Source organism: Klenkia taihuensis (assembly GCF_900112525.1).
Lineage (GTDB): Bacteria > Actinomycetota > Actinomycetes > Mycobacteriales > Geodermatophilaceae > Klenkia > Klenkia taihuensis.
In genome coordinates, this window is record NZ_FOMD01000001.1 from 1,412,185 (window position 1) to 1,429,546 (window position 17,362).

The 17,362-nt window shown below is 72.6% G+C and carries 12 protein-coding genes; 8 read left to right on the plus strand and 4 right to left on the minus strand.

The annotated features are described in order from the left end of the window. Positions 1-22: 22 nt before the first annotated feature. The 3 genes from BM158_RS07015 to BM158_RS07025 are packed head-to-tail and all read right to left on the minus strand — an operon-like array spanning position 23 to position 5,243. A complete protein-coding gene (locus BM158_RS07015) occupies positions 23-1,372 on the minus strand; it encodes a maltokinase N-terminal cap-like domain-containing protein (RefSeq protein ID WP_091555796.1) in 1,350 nt (449 codons plus the stop codon). Then, positions 1,369-3,201, minus strand: coding sequence for a maltose alpha-D-glucosyltransferase (gene treS, locus BM158_RS07020; protein WP_091555798.1), 1,833 nt, complete (start codon positions 3,199-3,201; stop codon positions 1,369-1,371). Before treS ends, BM158_RS07015 begins: the two co-directional genes overlap by 4 nt. A 38-nt stretch (positions 3,202-3,239) precedes the next feature. Next, positions 3,240-5,243 carry an alpha-1,4-glucan--maltose-1-phosphate maltosyltransferase gene (locus BM158_RS07025; RefSeq protein ID WP_091555800.1) on the minus strand — a complete coding sequence of 668 codons (2,004 nt, stop codon included), beginning with the start codon at positions 5,241-5,243 and terminating at the stop codon, positions 3,240-3,242. Positions 5,244-5,338: 95 nt separating this feature from the next. Here BM158_RS07025 and glgP point away from each other — a divergent pair, with 95 nt between their 5' ends. The 4 genes from glgP (at position 5,339) to BM158_RS07045 (ending at position 11,508) form a co-directional block, all read left to right on the plus strand. After that, positions 5,339-7,888: an alpha-glucan family phosphorylase gene (glgP, locus tag BM158_RS07030; RefSeq protein ID WP_091555802.1), complete on the plus strand. Its 2,550-nt coding sequence runs from the start codon at positions 5,339-5,341 to the stop codon at positions 7,886-7,888. Positions 7,889-8,096: 208 nt separating this feature from the next. Beyond that, a complete protein-coding gene (locus tag BM158_RS07035; protein WP_091555804.1) occupies positions 8,097-9,086 on the plus strand; it encodes an FHA domain-containing protein in 990 nt (329 codons plus the stop codon). A 38-nt stretch (positions 9,087-9,124) separates the two neighbouring features. Next, positions 9,125-11,332, plus strand: a complete 2,208-nt coding sequence (locus tag BM158_RS07040; protein ID WP_091555806.1) for a carbon starvation CstA family protein — start codon at positions 9,125-9,127, stop codon at positions 11,330-11,332. After that, on the plus strand, positions 11,329-11,508 hold the full coding sequence (locus BM158_RS07045; RefSeq protein ID WP_091065790.1) for a YbdD/YjiX family protein: 180 nt from the start codon (positions 11,329-11,331) through the stop codon (positions 11,506-11,508). Before BM158_RS07040 ends, BM158_RS07045 begins: the two co-directional genes overlap by 4 nt. A 7-nt stretch (positions 11,509-11,515) precedes the next feature. Here the strand turns inward: BM158_RS07045 and glgX are convergent, their stop codons facing one another. Further along, complete coding sequence (gene glgX, locus BM158_RS07050; protein WP_229827593.1) at positions 11,516-13,660, minus strand: glycogen debranching protein GlgX; 2,145 nt, start codon at positions 13,658-13,660, stop codon at positions 11,516-11,518. A 59-nt stretch (positions 13,661-13,719) separates the two neighbouring features. On the opposite strand from glgX, the gene BM158_RS07055 reads away from it, so the two are divergent. From BM158_RS07055 to BM158_RS07070, 4 genes are all read left to right on the plus strand, one after another. After that, complete coding sequence (locus BM158_RS07055; RefSeq protein WP_091555809.1) at positions 13,720-14,520, plus strand: ABC transporter ATP-binding protein; 801 nt, start codon at positions 13,720-13,722, stop codon at positions 14,518-14,520. Positions 14,521-14,573: 53 nt separating this feature from the next. Next, positions 14,574-15,359, plus strand: a complete 786-nt coding sequence (locus BM158_RS07060) for an enoyl-CoA hydratase/isomerase family protein (protein WP_091555810.1) — start codon at positions 14,574-14,576, stop codon at positions 15,357-15,359. Then, entirely contained in the window at positions 15,356-16,486 is a 1,131-nt protein-coding gene (gene cds1 / locus BM158_RS07065) for an L-cysteine desulfhydrase Cds1 (protein ID WP_091555812.1), read from the plus strand. The genes BM158_RS07060 and cds1 overlap by 4 nt, the downstream gene beginning before the upstream one ends. 86 nt (positions 16,487-16,572) lie before the next feature. After that, positions 16,573-17,352 carry an electron transfer flavoprotein subunit beta/FixA family protein gene (locus BM158_RS07070; RefSeq protein WP_091555814.1) on the plus strand — a complete coding sequence of 260 codons (780 nt, stop codon included), beginning with the start codon at positions 16,573-16,575 and terminating at the stop codon, positions 17,350-17,352. The last annotated feature ends 10 nt before the right edge of the window (positions 17,353-17,362 follow it).

The window sequence follows — 17,362 nt, forward strand, 5'->3', positions numbered from 1 at the left end:
GCTCCGTCCTGTGGTGGGTCGGTCAGCTCGCGGCCAGGCGGGCCAGGGAGGTCAACGGGATCATCAGCCAGTGCGGGCGGTTGCGCGCCTCGTAGACGCACTCGTAGACGGCCTTGTCGGCCTCCAGCGCCTGCAGCAGCGGGGAGGTCGCGGGGTCGGTGCCGCTGGCGCCGGCGTAGCCCTCGCAGAACGCCGCGCGGTTGCGCTCGGCCCACTCCTGGGCCCGGTAGGCCAGCTGCGTCTCCCCGGGCTGCTCGACGAGCAGGTGCCGGGCGGCGTAGTCGAAGGAGCGCAGCATCCCGGCGACGTCGCGCAGCGGGGTGTCCAGCTCCCGGCGGGCGGCCAGCGACCGGGCCGGCTCGCCCTCGAAGTCCAGCACGATCCAGCCGGTGGTGGTGCGCAGCACCTGGCCGAGGTGCAGGTCGCCGTGCACCCGCTGCGCGGTGGTCGGCTCGGTCAGGCCCGCGACGTCGGCGTAGAGCGCCCGCAGTCCGTCGGCGTGCTCGGCCAGCTCGGGGACGATGCCGACGGCGGCGTCCAGCCGGGCGGTGAGCTGGGTGGCGAGCTCGGCGTACCAGTCGGCACCCACCTCGGCGGTGGGCAGCACCGCGGCCAGGTCGCGGTGCACGGCGGCGGTGGCCTCGCCCAGCCGCTCGGCCTCGCCGGCGAAGTCGCCGCCCACCTCGTCGGCGTGCAGGTCGGCCTCGGCGTAGAGGTCGCGCACGCTGGAGGTGGCCAGCCGCCAGCCGTCGCTGGCGTTGGGCACGAAGGACTGCAGGAACGCGACGGTGGCCGGCTCGGTGCCCGGGTCGCCGTCGATCTCCACGTGGCCCAGCAGCGGGGCGATGTGCGGGTTGTCGGTGCCCCGCAGCGCCTCGTGCACCTCGACGTCGGGGTTGAGCCCGGGCTCGAGCCGGCGGAACAGCTTGAGGATCGCCGTCTCGCCGTAGATCAGCGAGGTGTTGGACTGCTCGCCGGAGATGACGTCGCCGGGCAGGCCCTCGGGGATGTAGGCGACGCCGGCGGGGTGGAAGTGCATCGGGCCGACGGTGGAGGCCGCGACCAGGTGGGTCAGCCACGGCACGGTGGCGTCGCGGTCGCGCATCGCGTCGTAGGCGTGGTTGTCGCCGACCGAGCCGACGTAGGCGTGCGCGACCTCCTCGTCGGCCTCGCTGCGCCAGGACAGCGGGACCAGGTAGGTCTCCTCGGCGCCGTCGGCGTAGCCGATCCGCACCCGGTGCACCGACAGCACGGGGGAGGCCTCGTCGAGGAAGAAGCCGTCCTCGGCCACCGACGCCCACTCGCGGCCCTTGCCGCCGAACCAGCGCTGGTGCGGCATCCACTCGGCCAGCAGGTCGGTCAGCGCGCTCATCGGTCGCTCCCCTCGACGCCCAGGCCGCCGCTGCCGCCGGGCGGGTCCTCGGTCGAGCCGACGATGCCGGCGTCCAGCAGCGACTGCGCCACGCTGGAGCTGGTGGCGGTCTCCCAGGCCTCGTCGTCCTCCTCGGTGGCCGGCGTGGCCGGCTTGGACAGCTCGAACCAGTAGAAGCCGTGCCCGGCGAGGGTGAGCATGTAGGGCAGCACCCCGATGGTCGGGAACTCCACCCGCCCGGTCAGCTCGACCGGGATGCAACCCTCGAAGCGGCGCAGGTCCAGCTCCACCGGCTGCGGGAAGCGCGACAGGTTGTTCACGCACAGCACCACGTCGTCGCCGAGCTCGCGGACGAAGGACAGCACGGTGGGGTTGCGCGAGCCGACCTCGGTGAAGGTGCCGACGCCGAAGGTCGGGTGCTCCTTGCGGACGGAGATCATCCGCCGGATCCAGTGCAGCATCGAGGTGGTGTTGCGCATCTGCTGCTCGACGTTGGTGACCTGGTAGCCGTAGACCGGGTCGGCGACCAGCGGCAGGTGCATCCGCTGCGGGTCGGCGGTGGAGAACCCGCCGTTGCGGTCGGGGGTCCACTGCATCGGGGTGCGGACGCCGTCGCGGTCACCGAGCCAGATGTTGTCGCCCATGCCGATCTCGTCGCCGTAGTACAGGACCGGGGACCCGGGCAGGGAGAGCAGCAGCGCGGTGAACAGCTCGAGGGTGTTCGTGTCGTTGTCCAGCAGCGGGGCCAGCCGCCGGCGGATGCCGATGTTGGCCTTCATCCGGGGGTCCTTGGCGTACTCGCCCCACATGTAGTCGCGTTCCTCGTCGGTGACCATCTCGAGGGTCAGCTCGTCGTGGTTGCGGAGGAAGACGCCCCACTGGCAGTTCTCGGGGATGGCCGGCGTCTGGGCCATGATCTCCGAGATCGGGAACCGCTGCTCCCGGCGGACGGCCATGAACAACCGCGGCATGACCGGGAAGTGGAAGGCCATCTGGCACTCGTCGCCGTCCTCGCCGAAGTACTCGACGACGTCGGCCGGCCACTGGTTGGCCTCGCACAGCAGCACCCGGTCGGGGTACTCGGCGTCGACCACCTTGCGGACGGTCTTGAGCAGCTCGTGGGTCTTGGGGAGGTTCTCGCAGTTGGTCCCCTCCTCCTCGAACAGGTAGGGGACGGCGTCCAGGCGGAACCCGTCGATGCCCAGGTCGAGCCAGAACCGCAGCGCGTCGAGGATCGCCTCGACCACCTTGGGGTTCTCGAAGTTCAGGTCGGGCTGGTGGCTGAAGAACCGGTGCCAGAAGTACTGCTTGCGCACCGGGTCGAAGGTCCAGTTCGAGACCTCGGTGTCGACGAAGATGATCCGCGCGTCGGAGTACTTCGTGTCGTCGTCGCTCCACACGTAGAAGTCGCCGTAGGGGCCCTCGGGGTCGTTGCGGCTGGCCTGGAACCAGGGGTGCTGGTCCGAGGTGTGGTTCATGACGAAGTCGATGATGATCCGCATGCCCCGCTCGTGGGCCTTGCCGACCAGTTCCTTGAAGTCCTCGATGTCGCCGAACTCGGGCAGCACCGCGGTGTAGTCGGCGACGTCGTAGCCGCCGTCGCGCAGCGGCGAGGCGAAGAACGGCGGCAGCCACAGGCAGTCGACGCCGAGCCACTGCAGGTAGTCCAGCTTGCCGATCATGCCGCGCAGGTCGCCGATGCCGTCGGCGTTGGAGTCGGCGAAGCCCCGGACGAGGACCTCGTAGAAGACGGCGCGCTTGTACCACTCCGGGTCGGCACCGGGTGCCGGCAAACCCGGCCGGTCGGCGTGCTGGGCGGGGACGGTCATGGGGGAGCTCGGTCCTCGGTTCTCGGGGTCGGGTGCGCTCAGCCCAGCGGGGCGTGGCGGGTGACGGTGAAGACGTGCGCGGGCTCGCGGTAGGGGTCGAGCTCGACGTAGTTGAACTGGCCCCACTCGTACTGCGCGCCGGTGATCTGGTCGGTCACGGTGAACCGGTCGGACCACTCCAGGCCCAGGGCGCCCATGTCCAGCGCGGTGGTGCCGATCTGGGTGTGCTGGCTGGACAGGGACACCACGACCAGGACGGCGTCGCCGGAGGCCGGGTCGGTCTTGGAGAAGCAGATCAGGTTCTCGTTGTCGACGTCGTGGAAGCGCAGCGTGCGCAGCTGCTGCAGCGCCGGGTGCTCGCGCCGGACCTGGTTGAGCCGGGTCAGGTAGGGCGCCAGCGAGCGGCCCTGGGCGAGCGCGCCGTCGTAGTCGCGGGGGCGCAGCTGGAACTTCTCGGTGTCGAGGTACTCCTCGCTGCCCGGCTTGAGCGCCACGTGCTCGTAGAGCTCGTAGCCGGAGTAGACGCCCCAGGTCGGGCTCATCATCGACGCCAGCACCGCGCGGATCTTGAACATCGGCGGGCCGCCGAACTGCAGCGACGCGTGCAGGATGTCCGGGGTGTTGACGAAGAAGTTGGGCCGCATGTAGTGCGCGGTGCCGGCCAGCTCGCGGCCGTACTGCTCGATCTCCCACTTCTCCGTGCGCCAGGTGAAGTAGGTGTAGCTCTGGGTGAACCCGACCCGGGCCAGCTGGTGCATCATCGCGGGCTTGGTGAAGGCCTCGGCGAGGAAGAGCACGTCCGGGTGGCTCTTCTTGACGTCCCAGATCAGCCAGTGCCAGAAGTTGATGGCCTTGGTGTGCGGGTTGTCGACCCGGAAGACCTTGACCCCGGCGTCGATCCAGACCTGCAGCACGCGGCGGGCCTCGGCGTAGATGCCGGCCGGGTCGTTGTCGAAGTTGATCGGGTAGATGTCCTGGTACTTCTTCGGCGGGTTCTCCGCGTAGGCGATGGTGCCGTCGGGCTTGGTGGTGAAGAACTCCGGGTGCTCGGTGACCCACGGGTGGTCGGGGGCCGCCTGCAGCGCGAAGTCCAGCGCCACCTCCATGCCCAGCTCCCGGGTGCGGGCGACGAAGGCCTCGAAGTCGGCCATCGTGCCCAGCTCGGGGTGCACCGCGTCGTGGCCGCCGTCCGCGCTGCCGATCGCCCACGGCGACCCGACGTCGCCCTCGACGGTGGTCAGGGTGTTGTTCTTGCCCTTGCGGTTGACCGTGCCGATCGGGTGGATCGGGGGCAGGTAGACGACGTCGAACTGCATGGCCGCGATCGCCGGCAGCCGCTGCGCCGCGTCGGCGAAGGTGCCGTGGGTGGGCACGCCGTCGACGACGGGGCCCTCCGAGCGGGGGAAGAACTCGTACCAGGAGCCGTAGAGCGCCCGCTCGCGGTCGACCCACACCTCGTAGCGGGGGGAGCGGGTGACCAGCCGGCGCACCGGGTGGGCGTGCAGCAGGTCGGTCATCGCCGGGGCCAGCGCCGGGGCGAGCCGGGCCGGGAGCTCGAGCGTCTCGTCGCGCAGTGCGGTGGCGGCCGCGGCGACGGCGGTGCGGTGCTCCTTCGGGACGGCCCGGCCGACCTCGTCGAGCAGCCGGGCACCCTCCTCCAGGTCGTTGGCGAGGTCGGCGGCGCCCTGGCCGGCGTCCACCTTCACCTCGACGGCGTGGTGCCAGGTGCCGATGGGGTCGTCCCAGGCCTCGACCTGGAAGGTCCACAGGCCCTCGCGGTCGGCCACGACGGTGGTGGTCCACCGGTCGGGCTGGTCGGAGTACCGGTGCATCCGCCGCAGCGGCGGCCGGGTGGCCCGCTTGCCGGGGGTGGCCGGCGGGCTCCAGACGACGTTGGCCGCGACGGCGTCGTGGCCCTCGCGGAAGACGGTGGCGGTGATGGGTAGGTGCTCGCCGACGACGGCGCGGGCGGAGAAGGACCCGCAGGCGACGACGGGGTCGATGTCGGTGATGCCCAGACGGAGATCAGCGCGGCCGGTCACCCCCGTCACGCTATCGGCGCCGGGGTCGGCGGGCACCTCGGCCGGGGGCCCGCGGTCGGGCCGGGGACGTGGTACCTGGTCGATAGGCTCGTGACGTGCGAGCACTCCGACGACTCACCGTCCGCGCAGCGCTCCCCGAGGCGCTGCTCCCGCTGGCCCCGCTGGTGATGAACCTGCGCTGGTCCTGGCACCCCGAGACGCGCGACCTGTTCGAGGCCGTCGACCCCGACCTGTGGGTCAGCTGCGGCCACGACCCGGTCCGGGTGCTCGGCGAGGTCTCGGCGGAGCGGCTGGCCGCCCTGGCCAAGGACCGCAGGTTCCTGCGCCGGCTCTCCGACGTCACCGACGACCTGCAGGACTACCTCGACGCCCCGCACTGGTACCAGTCGCTGGGGGCCGACGCCCCGGCGTCGATCGCCTACTTCTCCGCCGAGTTCGGCATCACCGAGGTGCTGCCCAACTACTCCGGCGGCCTGGGCATCCTGGCCGGTGACCACCTCAAGGCCGCCTCCGACCTCGGCGTCCCGCTGATCGGCATCGGGTTGTTCTACCGCGCCGGCTACTTCTCCCAGGGCCTGTCGGCCGACGGCTGGCAGCTGGAGCACTACCCCGCGCTGGACCCGCACGGCCTGCCGGTGAAGCTGCTGCGCGACGCCGAGGGCAACGCCGTCGTCATCACCGTGCCGCTGCCCGAGGGCCGCGTGCTGCACGCCCACGTGTGGCGGGCGCAGGTCGGCCGGGTCGCCCTGCTGCTGCTCGACAGCGACATCGAGGAGAACGCCCCCGCCGAGCGCGGGGTCACCGACCGGCTCTACGGCGGCGGCGAGGACCACCGGCTGCGCCAGGAGATGCTGCTGGGCATCGGCGGCGTGCGCGCGGTGCGGGCCTACTGCTCGCTCACCGGCACCCCGCAGCCCGAGGTCTTCCACGCCAACGAGGGCCACGCCGGCTTCCAGGGCGTCGAGCGCATCCGCGAGCTCACCGAGTCCCACGGCCTGTCCTTCGCCGAGGCGCTGCAGGCCGTCCGCGGCGGCACGGTGTTCACCACGCACACCCCGGTGCCGGCCGGCATCGACCGCTTCCCCCGGGCGCTGATCGAGCGCTACTTCGCCGGCTTCGGCGTCGCGGTGCACGACCTGCTGCCGCTGGGCGCCGAGGAGGACCCGACCAAGTTCAACATGGCCCACATGGGCCTGCGGCTGGGCCAGCGCGCCAACGGCGTGAGCCAGCTGCACGGCCACGTCAGCCGCGACATGTTCGGCGGGCTGTGGTCGGGCTTCGACGAGGCGGACGTGCCGATCTCCTCGATCACCAACGGCGTGCACGCGGCCACCTGGACCGCCCGCGAGCTGGTGGAGCTGGGCACCCAGACCTCCAGCCAGGGCGACCCCGCCGACGTCGACGGCCCGGTCTGGTTCGACCAGGTCGACCGCATCGACGCCGGCGAGCTGTGGAGCACCCGGCGGCTGCTGCGCGGCCGGCTGGTCGAGGAGGTGCGCCGCCGGGTGCGCGAGACCGCGCTGTCGCGCGGGGCGTCCGAGGCCGAGCTCGGCTGGACCGACTCGGTGTTCGACCCCGACGTGCTCACCATCGGCTTCGCCCGCCGGGTGCCCTCCTACAAGCGGCTGACCCTCATGCTGCGCGACCCGGCCCGGCTCAAGGCGCTGCTGCTGGACCCCGAGCGGCCGATGCAGCTGGTCATCGCGGGCAAGAGCCACCCGGCCGACGACGGCGGCAAGCAGCTCATCCAGCAGATGGTGAAGTTCGCCGACGACCCCGAGATCCGGCACCGCATCGCGTTCCTGCCCGGCTACGACATCGGCATGGCCCGCTACCTCTACTGGGGCTGCGACGTCTGGCTGAACAACCCGCTGCGGCCGCTGGAGGCCTGCGGCACGTCGGGGATGAAGTCCGCGCTCAACGGCGGGCTGAACCTGTCCATCAAGGACGGCTGGTGGGACGAGTGGTTCGACGGCCAGAACGGCTGGGCGATCCCGACCGCCGACGGCGTGGAGGACCCCGAGCGGCGCGACGACGTCGAGGCCTCGGCCATCTACGACCTGCTCGACAAGCAGGTGCTGCCGCGGTTCTACGAGACCGACCGGGACGGCGTGCCCACCCGGTGGGTCGAGATGGTCAAGCACACCCTCAAGGACCTCGGCCCCAAGGTGCTGGCCAGCCGGATGGTCGCCGACTACGTGCAGCAGCTCTACGTGCCCGCGGCGGGCTCGGCCCGGTCGCTGGCCGAGGGCGGCTACCAGGTGGCGCGCGAGCAGGCCGCGTGGCGCTCGCACCTGCTGAGCAACTGGGGCGGGGTGCGGGTGGCCCACGTCGAGGCCACCGGGGTGGGCGACACCCCGGAGATCGGCTCGACGATCGACCTGCGGGCCGAGGTGGAGCTGCCGGGCCTGGTCACCGGCGACGTGCTGGTGCAGGCCGCCTACGGCCGGGTCGACGACGCCGACGGGCTGCACGACGTCACCGCGGTGGCGATGGCGCACGAGGCCAGCGAGGGGTCGCGGCACTGGTTCACCGCCACCGTCCCGCTGGAGCGCACCGGTGCCTTCGGCTACACGGTGCGGGTGCTGCCGTCCTCGCCGGCGCTGGCGACCCCGGCCGAGCTGGGCGTGGTCACCAACGCCTGAGACTGGACACCACGGGGGCGGATCGTCCACCCGGCCCGCGCAACGGTCCCGACCGCGCGCACAGGACGAGACGATCCGCCCCCGTCATGACCACTCGGTGAGACCGATGTGACTGGTGGTGACCGAGGGGGCATGTCGGTCGTCACGCTCCGGCGTGGCTGCCTCGCGCGGCGGCGTTCGGCACCGGGAGATCACTACGCTGGCCGACATGCCCGACCGCTGTGAAGTCCTCCCCGGGAACGACGTCGTCGCCCGCCGCGCCGGCGGCCTGCTGTGGGTCGACGCCCCCGGCTCGCCGGCCCTCGTCGCGACGCTGCACGCCTGCCTGGGGCTCGCCGGTCCGGGCGCCGACCGGGTGCTGACCGCGGTCGCCGACCAGGTCGGCTCGCTGGCCTCCGGTGGTGCCTCCTTCGCCCTGGTGCTCACCGACGCCGCCGACGGCTCAGGCTCCGGCGTCGCGCTGTGGTCGGGCAAGGGCCAGCCGGCCGTGGACGGCGTCCCGGTGTCGGGTCGGCCCAGCGGCGGCGGGTGCACGCTGGCCAGCGGCTTCGACCTCGGCTCCAGCCTCTACGTCGGCCCGGGTTCCTCGCCCTCGCCGGTCCCGCCGGGCGTGGCCTACGACCTCGTCGAGGGCACCGTGCCCGGCAGCGGCGCCACCCTGCAGCTGGCCGCGGCCACCCCCGCCTCGGTCGCCGTCCCCGCGCCGGCCGCGCAGGGCTCCACCGGTGCCGAGCGGTTCTCCGCCGGCTCGGACTCCGGCTTCAGCGCACCGGCCGCCGCGCCGGTCTCCGAGCCGCAGCCGGCCGCGCAGGCCGGCGCCGCCACCGCCTTCTGGCAGCCCGACCCGCCGGCCGCCCCCGTGCTGCGCTTCGACGACGGCATGGTCGTGGACGTCGACAGCGACCTGGTGCTGGGCCGCCGCCCCGACGGCCACGAGCTGGTCACCTCGGGCACGGCCAAGCCGGTCCCGATCGCCGACACCCAGAACGTGCTCTCCTCGGCGCACGCCGCCATCCAGCGCGCCGGCCGCGAGGTGTCGCTGGTCGACCTGGGCTCGCTCAACGGCACCCACGTCGCCGGCCCCGAGGCCACCGAGTGGACCCAGCTGGAGCCGGGCGTGGCGCACGCGCTCTCCGACGGCGACCGGCTGCTGCTGGGCTGGACCGTCATCACCTTCGAGCAGGCCGCCGAGCAGTAGCCTGTGCGCCCCCTGTGAGGGGGGCTAGGGTCGCGCGCGTGACCACGGACACAGCGCGCGCCGTCCCACCGTCCGACCCGGCGCGCCGCCGGCGCCGCCCGACCGCGCAGGGCGTCGTCGTGTGGACGCTGGTCGCCCTGGTGGGGGCGACCTGCTGGACGGTGCTCGCGCTGTCCCGCGGGGAGAGCGTCAGCGCGCTGTGGATCCTGTTCGCCGCGCTGTCGAGCTACGCGATCGCCTACCGCTTCTACTCCAAGTTCATCGCGCACAAGGTGCTGCGGGTCGACGACCGGCGGGCCACCCCGGCCGAGCGGCTGGAGAACGGCCGGGACTTCGAGGTCACCGACCGCCGGGTGCTCTTCGGCCACCACTTCGCCGCGATCGCCGGCGCCGGCCCGCTGGTCGGCCCGGTGCTCGCCGCGCAGATGGGCTACCTGCCCGGCACCGTCTGGATCATCGTCGGCGTCATCGCCGCCGGTGCCGTGCAGGACATGGTCGTGCTGTTCTTCTCGATGCGGCGCAACGGGCAGAGCCTGGGCCAGATGATCCGCGCCGAGATCGGCGTCGTCGGCGGCGTCGCGGCGCTGGTCGCGGTCTTCGCCATCATGATCATCATCCTGGCGGTGCTGGCGCTCATCGTGGTCAACGCCCTGGCCGAGTCGCCGTGGGGCGTGTTCTCCATCGCGCTGACCATCCCGATCGCGCTCCTCATGGGTGTCTACCTGCGGGTGATCCGGCCCGGGCGGGTGCTCGAGGCCAGCGCGATCGGCGTCGTCCTGCTGCTGGCCGCGATCATCGGTGGCGGCATGGTCGACGGCACCGCGCTGGGCGACGCGCTCACCCTGGACAAGACCACGCTGGTCATCGCGCTGGTGGTCTACGGCTTCGTCGCCTCGGTGCTGCCGGTCTGGCTGCTGCTCACCCCGCGCGACTACCTGTCGACGTTCATGAAGATCGGCGTCATCGTGCTGCTGGCCGTCGGGCTGGTCATCGCGATGCCGGTGCTGCAGAACGACGCGGTGAGCAGCTTCGCCCTCGCCGGCGACGGCCCGGTGTTCGCCGGCTCCCTGTTCCCGTTCGTCTTCATCACCATCGCCTGCGGCGCCCTGTCGGGCTTCCACGCGCTGATCTCCTCGGGCACGACGCCGAAGATGGTCGCCAAGGAGAGCCAGGTCCGGGTGATCGGCTACGGCGGCATGCTGATGGAGTCCTTCGTGGCCATCAGCGCGCTCATCGCCGCGTGCATCCTCGACCCGGCGCTGTACTTCTCGATGAACGCCCCGGCCGGGGCCACCGGCGGCACCGTCGAGGGCGCGTCGGCGTTCGTGGCCAACCTCGGCTTCACCATCAGCCCGGCCGAGCTGCAGGCCGCCGCGGACACCATCGAGGAGGCCACGCTCGTCTCCCGCACCGGCGGCGCGCCGACGCTGGCCTACGGCATCTCGGAGATCTTCCAAACCGCGTTCGGCGGCGGGCTGCAGGCCTTCTGGTACCACTTCGCGATCATGTTCGAGGCGCTGTTCATCCTCACCGCCGTCGACGCCGGCACCCGCGTGGGCCGGTTCATGCTGCAGGACACCGTCGGCAACGTGTGGAAGCGGTTCGGCGACCTGACCTGGTGGCCGGCCAGCTGGGTGGCCTCGGCCGTGGTGGTCGGCGCCTGGGGCTACATCCTCTACATCGGCGTCACCGACCCGCTGGGCGGCATCAACCAGCTCTTCCCGCTGTTCGGCATCGCCAACCAGCTGCTGGCCGCCATCGCGCTCACGCTGTGCACGACGCTGCTGGTCAAGCACGGCAAGCTGCGCTGGGTCTGGGTCACCGCCGTGCCCCTCGCCTGGGTCCTGCTCATCACCATGACCGCGTCGTTCCAGAAGGTGTTCTCCGGCGACCCCAAGGTCGGCTACTTCGCCCAGCGCGCGCAGTACGCCGATGCCCTGGCCCGCGGTGAGGTGCTCGCCCCGGCCACCGACGAGGCCGCGATGGCGCAGGTGGTCACCAACTCCACCGTCAACGGCGTCCTGCAGTCGGTGTTCGCGCTGCTGGCGCTGGTCGTGGTGGCCAACGCCGCGGTGGTCTGCGTGCGGGCGGTCCGCGCCGGCGGCCTGCCCACCACCGAGGTGCCGGCCGAGCCCTCCCGGATCGTGGAGCCCTCCGGGTTCTTCCCGACCGCGCAGGAGCGGGCGCTGCTGGACGCCGAGCGGGCCCGGCTGGCCGCGGAGCGCGAGCCGTCGGGGCAGCAGTGATCCGCCGCTGGGGCGCCGCCGTCCGCTGGTACCTGCGGGCGCTGACGGGTGAGGACCGCTACGACCGGCACGTCGCGGCCTGCGCCGCCGACGGCCGGGTGCCGATGACCCGCCGCGCGTTCGAGCGGCACCGCACCGACGTCGCGGCGGCCCACGCCCACGAGAGGTGCTGCTGAGCCCCCGCTAGGGCCGGCGCAGGACCCGCAGCGCCCAGACGGTGCGCGAGGGCATGACCAGGGGGCCGGGGGCGACGACGACGGCGCGGTCCGGGGCGCCGGTGGGCCACTCCGTGGAGACCGCGAACTCGTAGCCGTCGGCCCAGGGCGCGCCGGGCAGGGTGACCTCGACGTCCTCCGGGCCGGCGTGCAGCCAGACCAGCCACGAGTCGTCGACCACCGGCCGGCCGCGCTGGTCGCGGTGCCGGATGCCGCGGCCGTCGAGGTACATGCCGATGGTCTGCAGCCCGGTGTCGAACCACTCCTCGTTGGTGATCAGCCCGCCGCCCGGGGCGAACCAGGCCAGGTCGCGGGTGCCGCCGGAGCCGGGCACCTCGTGGCCGTCGAAGAACGCCTCCTGCCGCAGCGCGGGGGAGGACCGGCGCAGCGCCACCAGCCGGGAGGTGAAGGTCCACAGGTCGGCGTCGATGTCGCCCCAGTCCAGCCAGGAGATCTCCGAGTCCTGGCAGTAGGCGTTGTTGTTGCCCAGCTGGGTGCGGCCGAGCTCGTCGCCGGCGGTCAGCATCGGGACGCCGGTGGACAGCAGCAGCGTGGCCAGCACGTTGCGCACCTGCTTGGCCCGCAGCCCGGTCACCTCCGGGTCGTCGGTCGGGCCCTCCACGCCGCAGTTCCAGCCGCGGTTGTGGCTCTCGCCGTCCCGGTTGTCCTCGCCGTTGGCCTCGTTGCGCTTGCGCTCGTAGCTGTAGAGGTCGCGCAGGGTGAACCCGTCGTGCGCGGTCACGAAGTTCACCGACGCGAAGGGACGGCGGCCGTCGGAGCGGTAGAGGTCGCTGGACCCGGTCAGCCGGTAGGCCAGGTCGCGGACCCCGACGTGCTGGCCGGACCACACGTCGCGCACGGTGTCCCGGTACTTGCCGTTCCACTCGGTCCACAGCGGCGGGAAGTTGCCCACCTGGTAGCCGCCCTCGCCGACGTCCCACGGCTCGGCGATCAGCTTGACCTGGCTGACCACCGGGTCCTGGTGCACCACGTCGAAGAAGGCCGACAGCCGGTCGACGTCGTGCATCGAGCGGGCCAGCGCCGAGGCCAGGTCGAAGCGGAAGCCGTCCACGTGCATCTCGGTCACCCAGTACCGCAGGGAGTCCATGAGCAGCGCCAGCACCTGGGGACGGCGGACGTCGAGGGTGTTGCCGCAGCCGGTGTAGTCGGTGTAGCGGGCGGGCGCGCCCGCGCCGAGGCGGTAGTACCCGCCGTTGTCGATGCCCTTGAACGACAAGGTCGGGCCGGTGTGGTCGCCCTCGGCCGTGTGGTTGTAGACCACGTCGAGGATGACCTCGATGCCCGCGGCGTGCAGGGCCTTGACCATCGCCTTGAACTCGGTGACCTGGCCGCCGCCGGTGCCGGCGGAGGAGTACGCGGCGTGCGGGGCGAAGTAGCCCAGCGTGTTGTAGCCCCAGTAGTTGGTCAGGCCGCGGCGCAGCAGGTGCGGCTCGGAGACGAAGTGGTGCACCGGCAGCAGCTCGACCGCGGTCACGCCGAGGGACAGCAGGTGCTCGACGAAGGCCGGGTGCGCCAGCCCCGCGTAGGTCCCGCGCAGCGCCGGCGGGACGTCGGGGTGGCGCACGGTGGCGCCCTTGACGTGCACCTCGTAGATGACGGTGTCCGACCACGGGGTGCGCGGCGCGGCGTCGCCGTCCCAGGGGAAGGAGTCGTGGATGACCACTCCGCGCGGCACGTGCGGCGCGGAGTCGCGGTCGTCGGGGGTGCCGGCGTCCGGGTGGCCCTCGGGGAAGCCGAACAGCGACGGGTCCAGGGTCAGGTCGCCGTCGACGGCGCGGGCGTAGGGGTCCAGCAGCAGCTTGGCCGGGTTGTACCGCGCACCGGAGGACGGGTCGTAACCGCCGTGCACCCGGTAGCCGTAGCGCTGGCCGGGGCCCACACCGGGCAGCCGGCCGTGCCACACCTGGTGGGTGGTCTCCTGCAGCCGCTGCCGGTGCTCGGTGCCGTCGGGGTCGAACAGGCAGAGGTCCACCGCCGAGGCACCCGCGGACCACAGCGCGACGTTGGTGCCGGTGCCGTCCCAGTGCGCGCCGAGCGGGGCCGGGCTGCCCGGCCACACCTCCACCGACGGCCCCGTTGCTCGATTCGCCACGCAGTCATCGTGCCCGACACCCGGGTGTTCCCGGGGGATGCCGGGAGCGGGTTGGTTGGATGGGGTCCGTGCCCAGCTCCGTGGTCGTCCAGCTCTCCGGTGTCGACGTCGTGCGGGGGAGCGCCACCCTGCTGCGCTCGGTCGACTGGACCGTCCGGGAGGACGAGCGGTGGGTGCTGCTCGGGCCCAACGGCGCGGGCAAGACCACGCTCATGCAGCTGGCGTCGGCGCAGCTGCACCCCACCCGCGGCACGGTCGAGCTGCTGGGGGAGACCCTCGGTGCGGTCGACGTCTTCGAGCTGCGGCCCCGGATCGGGCTGACCAGCGCGGCGCTGGCCCAGCGGATCGGCCCCGCCGAGCGGGTCGGCGACGTCGTCGTCTCGGCCGGCTACGCCGTGATGGGCCGCTGGCGCGAGCGCTACGACGTGCACGACCTGACCCGCGCGGCGCTGCTCATGGACCGGTGGGGTGTCGGCCCCTACGCGAACCGGGCCTTCGGCACGCTGAGCGAGGGCGAGCGCAAGCGCGCCCAGATCGCCCGCGCGCTGATGACCGACCCCGAGCTGCTGCTGCTCGACGAGCCCGGCGCGGGCCTGGACCTGGGTGGCCGCGAGGACCTGGTGTCCCGGCTGACCGACCTGGCCCGCGACCCGCACGCCCCGGCGCAGGTGCTGGTCACCCACCACGTCGAGGAGATCCCGCCCGGCTACACGCACGCGATGCTGCTGCGCGCGGGCTCGGTGGTCGCGGCCGGCCCGGTGGACGACGTCCTCACCGCCGAGCTGCTCGGCGAGACCTTCGGCCTGCCCCTGGCGCTGGGCCGGGTGCGCGGCCGCTTCACCGCCCGCCGCGCCGGCTGACGCCCCTGCATAAGGTCGGTGTCGAACCCATCGAGGACGCTGGAGGACGACGCATGGCCGAGCCGGAGTTCGTGACGCTGCAGGTCGAGGACGGCGTGGGCACCATCCGCCTGGACCGCCCGAAGATGAACGCGATCGACGAGCAGCTGCACTGGGAGGTCCGCACCGCCGCGCAGGAGGCCGGCAGCCGGGCCGACGTCCGCGCGGTGGTCATCTACGGCGGCGAGCGGGTGTTCGCCGCGGGCGCCGACATCAAGGCCATGTCGCAGCTGACCGGCTCGTCGATGGTGGCGTGGGGCCGGGAGCTGACCAGCTCGTTCCGCGAGGTCGCCCGCGTGCCCAAGCCGGTCATCGCCGCGATCACCGGCTACGCGCTGGGCGGGGGCTACGAGCTGGCGCTGTGCGCAGACTTCCGGGTCATGGGGGAGTCGGCCAAGGTCGGCCAGCCCGAGATCCTGCTCGGCGTCATCCCCGGCGCCGGCGGCACCCAGCGACTGGCCCGGTTGGTCGGTCCGGCCAAGGCCAAGGACCTGGTGTTCACCGGCCGGCACGTCGGTGCCGAGGAGGCACTGGAGCTGGGGCTGGTGGACGCCGTCGTCCCCGACGACCAGGTCTACGCCGCCAGCGTCGCGATGGCCCGCAAGTTCGCCGCCGGCCCGCCGCTGGCGCTGGCCGCGGCCAAGCGCGCGATCGACGAGGGCCTGGACGGCGCGATCGACCACGGCCTGGCGCTGGAGAGCGAGCTGTTCGCCGGGCTGTTCGACACCGAGGACCAGAAGACCGGCATGGCCTCCTTCCTCTCCGAGGGGCCCGGCAAGGCCACCTTCAGCGGCCGATGAGCGACCGGCCCGCCCACCTCGACCGCCCCGCGCAGCTCGACCGCTGCGACGAGGCGGGGCGGGCCTGGGTGGAGCGGGCCGTCGCGCTCGTCGAGGCCGATGCCCGGCGCAGCGCCGACACCCACCTGCTGGTCTACCCGCTGCCGCCGGAGTGGGGGGTGCAGCTCTACCTCAAGGACGAGTCCACCCACCCGACCGGCAGCCTCAAGCACCGGCTGGCCCGCTCGCTGTTCCTGCACGCGCTGTGCTCGGGCTGGATCGGCGAGGGCTCGACGGTGGTGGAGGCCTCCAGCGGGTCGACGGCGGTCAGCGAGGCCTACTTCGCCCGGATGCTGGGCCTGCCGTTCGTCGCGGTCATGCCGGCCTCCACCAGCCCGGAGAAGATCGCGCTCATCGAGTTCCACGGCGGTCGCTGCCACCTGGTCGCCGACGCCGGCACCGTCTACGACGAGGCCCGCCGGATCGCCACCGAGACCGGCGGGCACTACCTGGACCAGTTCACCCACGCCGAGCGGGCCACCGACTGGCGGGGGAACAACAACATCGCCGAGTCGGTGTTCGAGCAGCTGGCCGCCGAGGAGCACCCGGTGCCCGAGTGGGTGGTCGTCGGCGCCGGCACCGGGGGCACCAGCGCGACGATCGGCCGCTACCTGCGCTACCGGCGGCTGCCCACCCGGCTGGCCGTCGTGGACCCTGAAGGGTCGGCGTTCTTCCCCGGCTGGCGGGACGGCGACCCCGCGGCGGTGGGGCGGCCCTCCCGCATCGAGGGCATCGGCCGGCCCCGGGTGGAGCCCTCCTTCGTGCCGACGATCGTCGACCGGATGTTCTGCGTGCCCGACGCGGCGTCGATCGCGGCCATGCGGCACCTGGAGACGGTGACCGGCCGCCGGGCCGGCGGCTCGACCGGCACCAACCTCTGGGGCGCCTTCCAGCTGGTCGCCGAGCTGGTGGCCGCCGGACGGCGGGGGAGCGTGGTGACGCTGCTGTGCGACGGCGGCGAGCGGTACGCGCACACCTACTACTCCGACGCCTGGCTGGCCGAGCAGGGCCTGGACCTGGAACCGCACCGCCGGACCCTGGAGCGGTTCACGGTCAGCGGTGACTGGTCTCACTCCCCGACCGTCTGACGCCCCGACGTTACCCACGAGTAACGTGAATCATCAGTGCGTGTGCGGGCTCACGTCCGCACCCTGAACCCACTCGCGGAGGTGCGATGAACATCGTCGTCCTGGTCAAGCAGGTGCCCGACTCGGGCACCGAGCGCCAGCTGGACAGCTCGGACAACACCGTCGCGCGCGCCAGTGCCGACAACGTCATCAACGAGATGGACGAGTACGCCATCGAGGAGGCGCTGACGGTCAAGGAGTCGCAGGGCGGCGAGGTCACCGTGCTGACCGTCGGCCCCGACGGCGCCACCGACGCCATCCGCAAGGCCCTGTCGATGGGTGCGGACAAGGCCGTGCACGTCTCCGACACCGCCATCCACGGCTCCTGCGCGGTGCAGACCTCGGCGGTCATCGCCGCGGCGCTGTCGCAGCTGGAGTACGACCTGGTGATCTGCGGTGCCGAGTCCACCGACGGCCGCGTCTCGGTGATGCCGGCGCTGCTGAGCGAGCGGCTGGGCATCCCGCACCTGTCCGGCGCCCGCAAGCTCACCGTCGAGGGCTCGACGCTGAAGGTGGAGCGCCAGACCGACGGCGGCTTCTGGGCCCTGGAGGCGCAGACCCCGGCCATCGTGAGCACCTGGGACACCATCAACGAGCCGCGCTACCCCTCCTTCAAGGGGATCATGGCCGCCAAGAAGAAGCCGGTGGAGACCAAGTCCCTGGCCGACCTCGGCGTCGACGCCGGCTCCGTGGGCCTGGCCACCGCCACCAGCCAGGTGCTGGACTTCGCCGGCCGCCCGCCCAAGGGCGAGGGCGTCAAGGTGACCGACGAGGGCGACGGCGCCGAGAAGCTCGTGGGCTACCTGGCCGAGCAGAAGCTCGTCTGAGCACCGGAAC

Coding starts and splice junctions, on each gene's coding strand:
- BM158_RS07015 (WP_091555796.1), bottom strand. CDS start 1,372: ATGAGCGCGCTGACCGACCTGCTGGCCGAGTGGATGCCGCACCAGCGC.
- treS (WP_091555798.1), bottom strand. CDS start 3,201: ATGACCGTCCCCGCCCAGCACGCCGACCGGCCGGGTTTGCCGGCACCC.
- BM158_RS07035 (WP_091555804.1), top strand. CDS start 8,097: ATGCCCGACCGCTGTGAAGTCCTCCCCGGGAACGACGTCGTCGCCCGC.
- BM158_RS07055 (WP_091555809.1), top strand. CDS start 13,720: ATGGGGTCCGTGCCCAGCTCCGTGGTCGTCCAGCTCTCCGGTGTCGAC.
- BM158_RS07060 (WP_091555810.1), top strand. CDS start 14,574: ATGGCCGAGCCGGAGTTCGTGACGCTGCAGGTCGAGGACGGCGTGGGC.
- cds1 (WP_091555812.1), top strand. CDS start 15,356: ATGAGCGACCGGCCCGCCCACCTCGACCGCCCCGCGCAGCTCGACCGC.
- BM158_RS07070 (WP_091555814.1), top strand. CDS start 16,573: ATGAACATCGTCGTCCTGGTCAAGCAGGTGCCCGACTCGGGCACCGAG.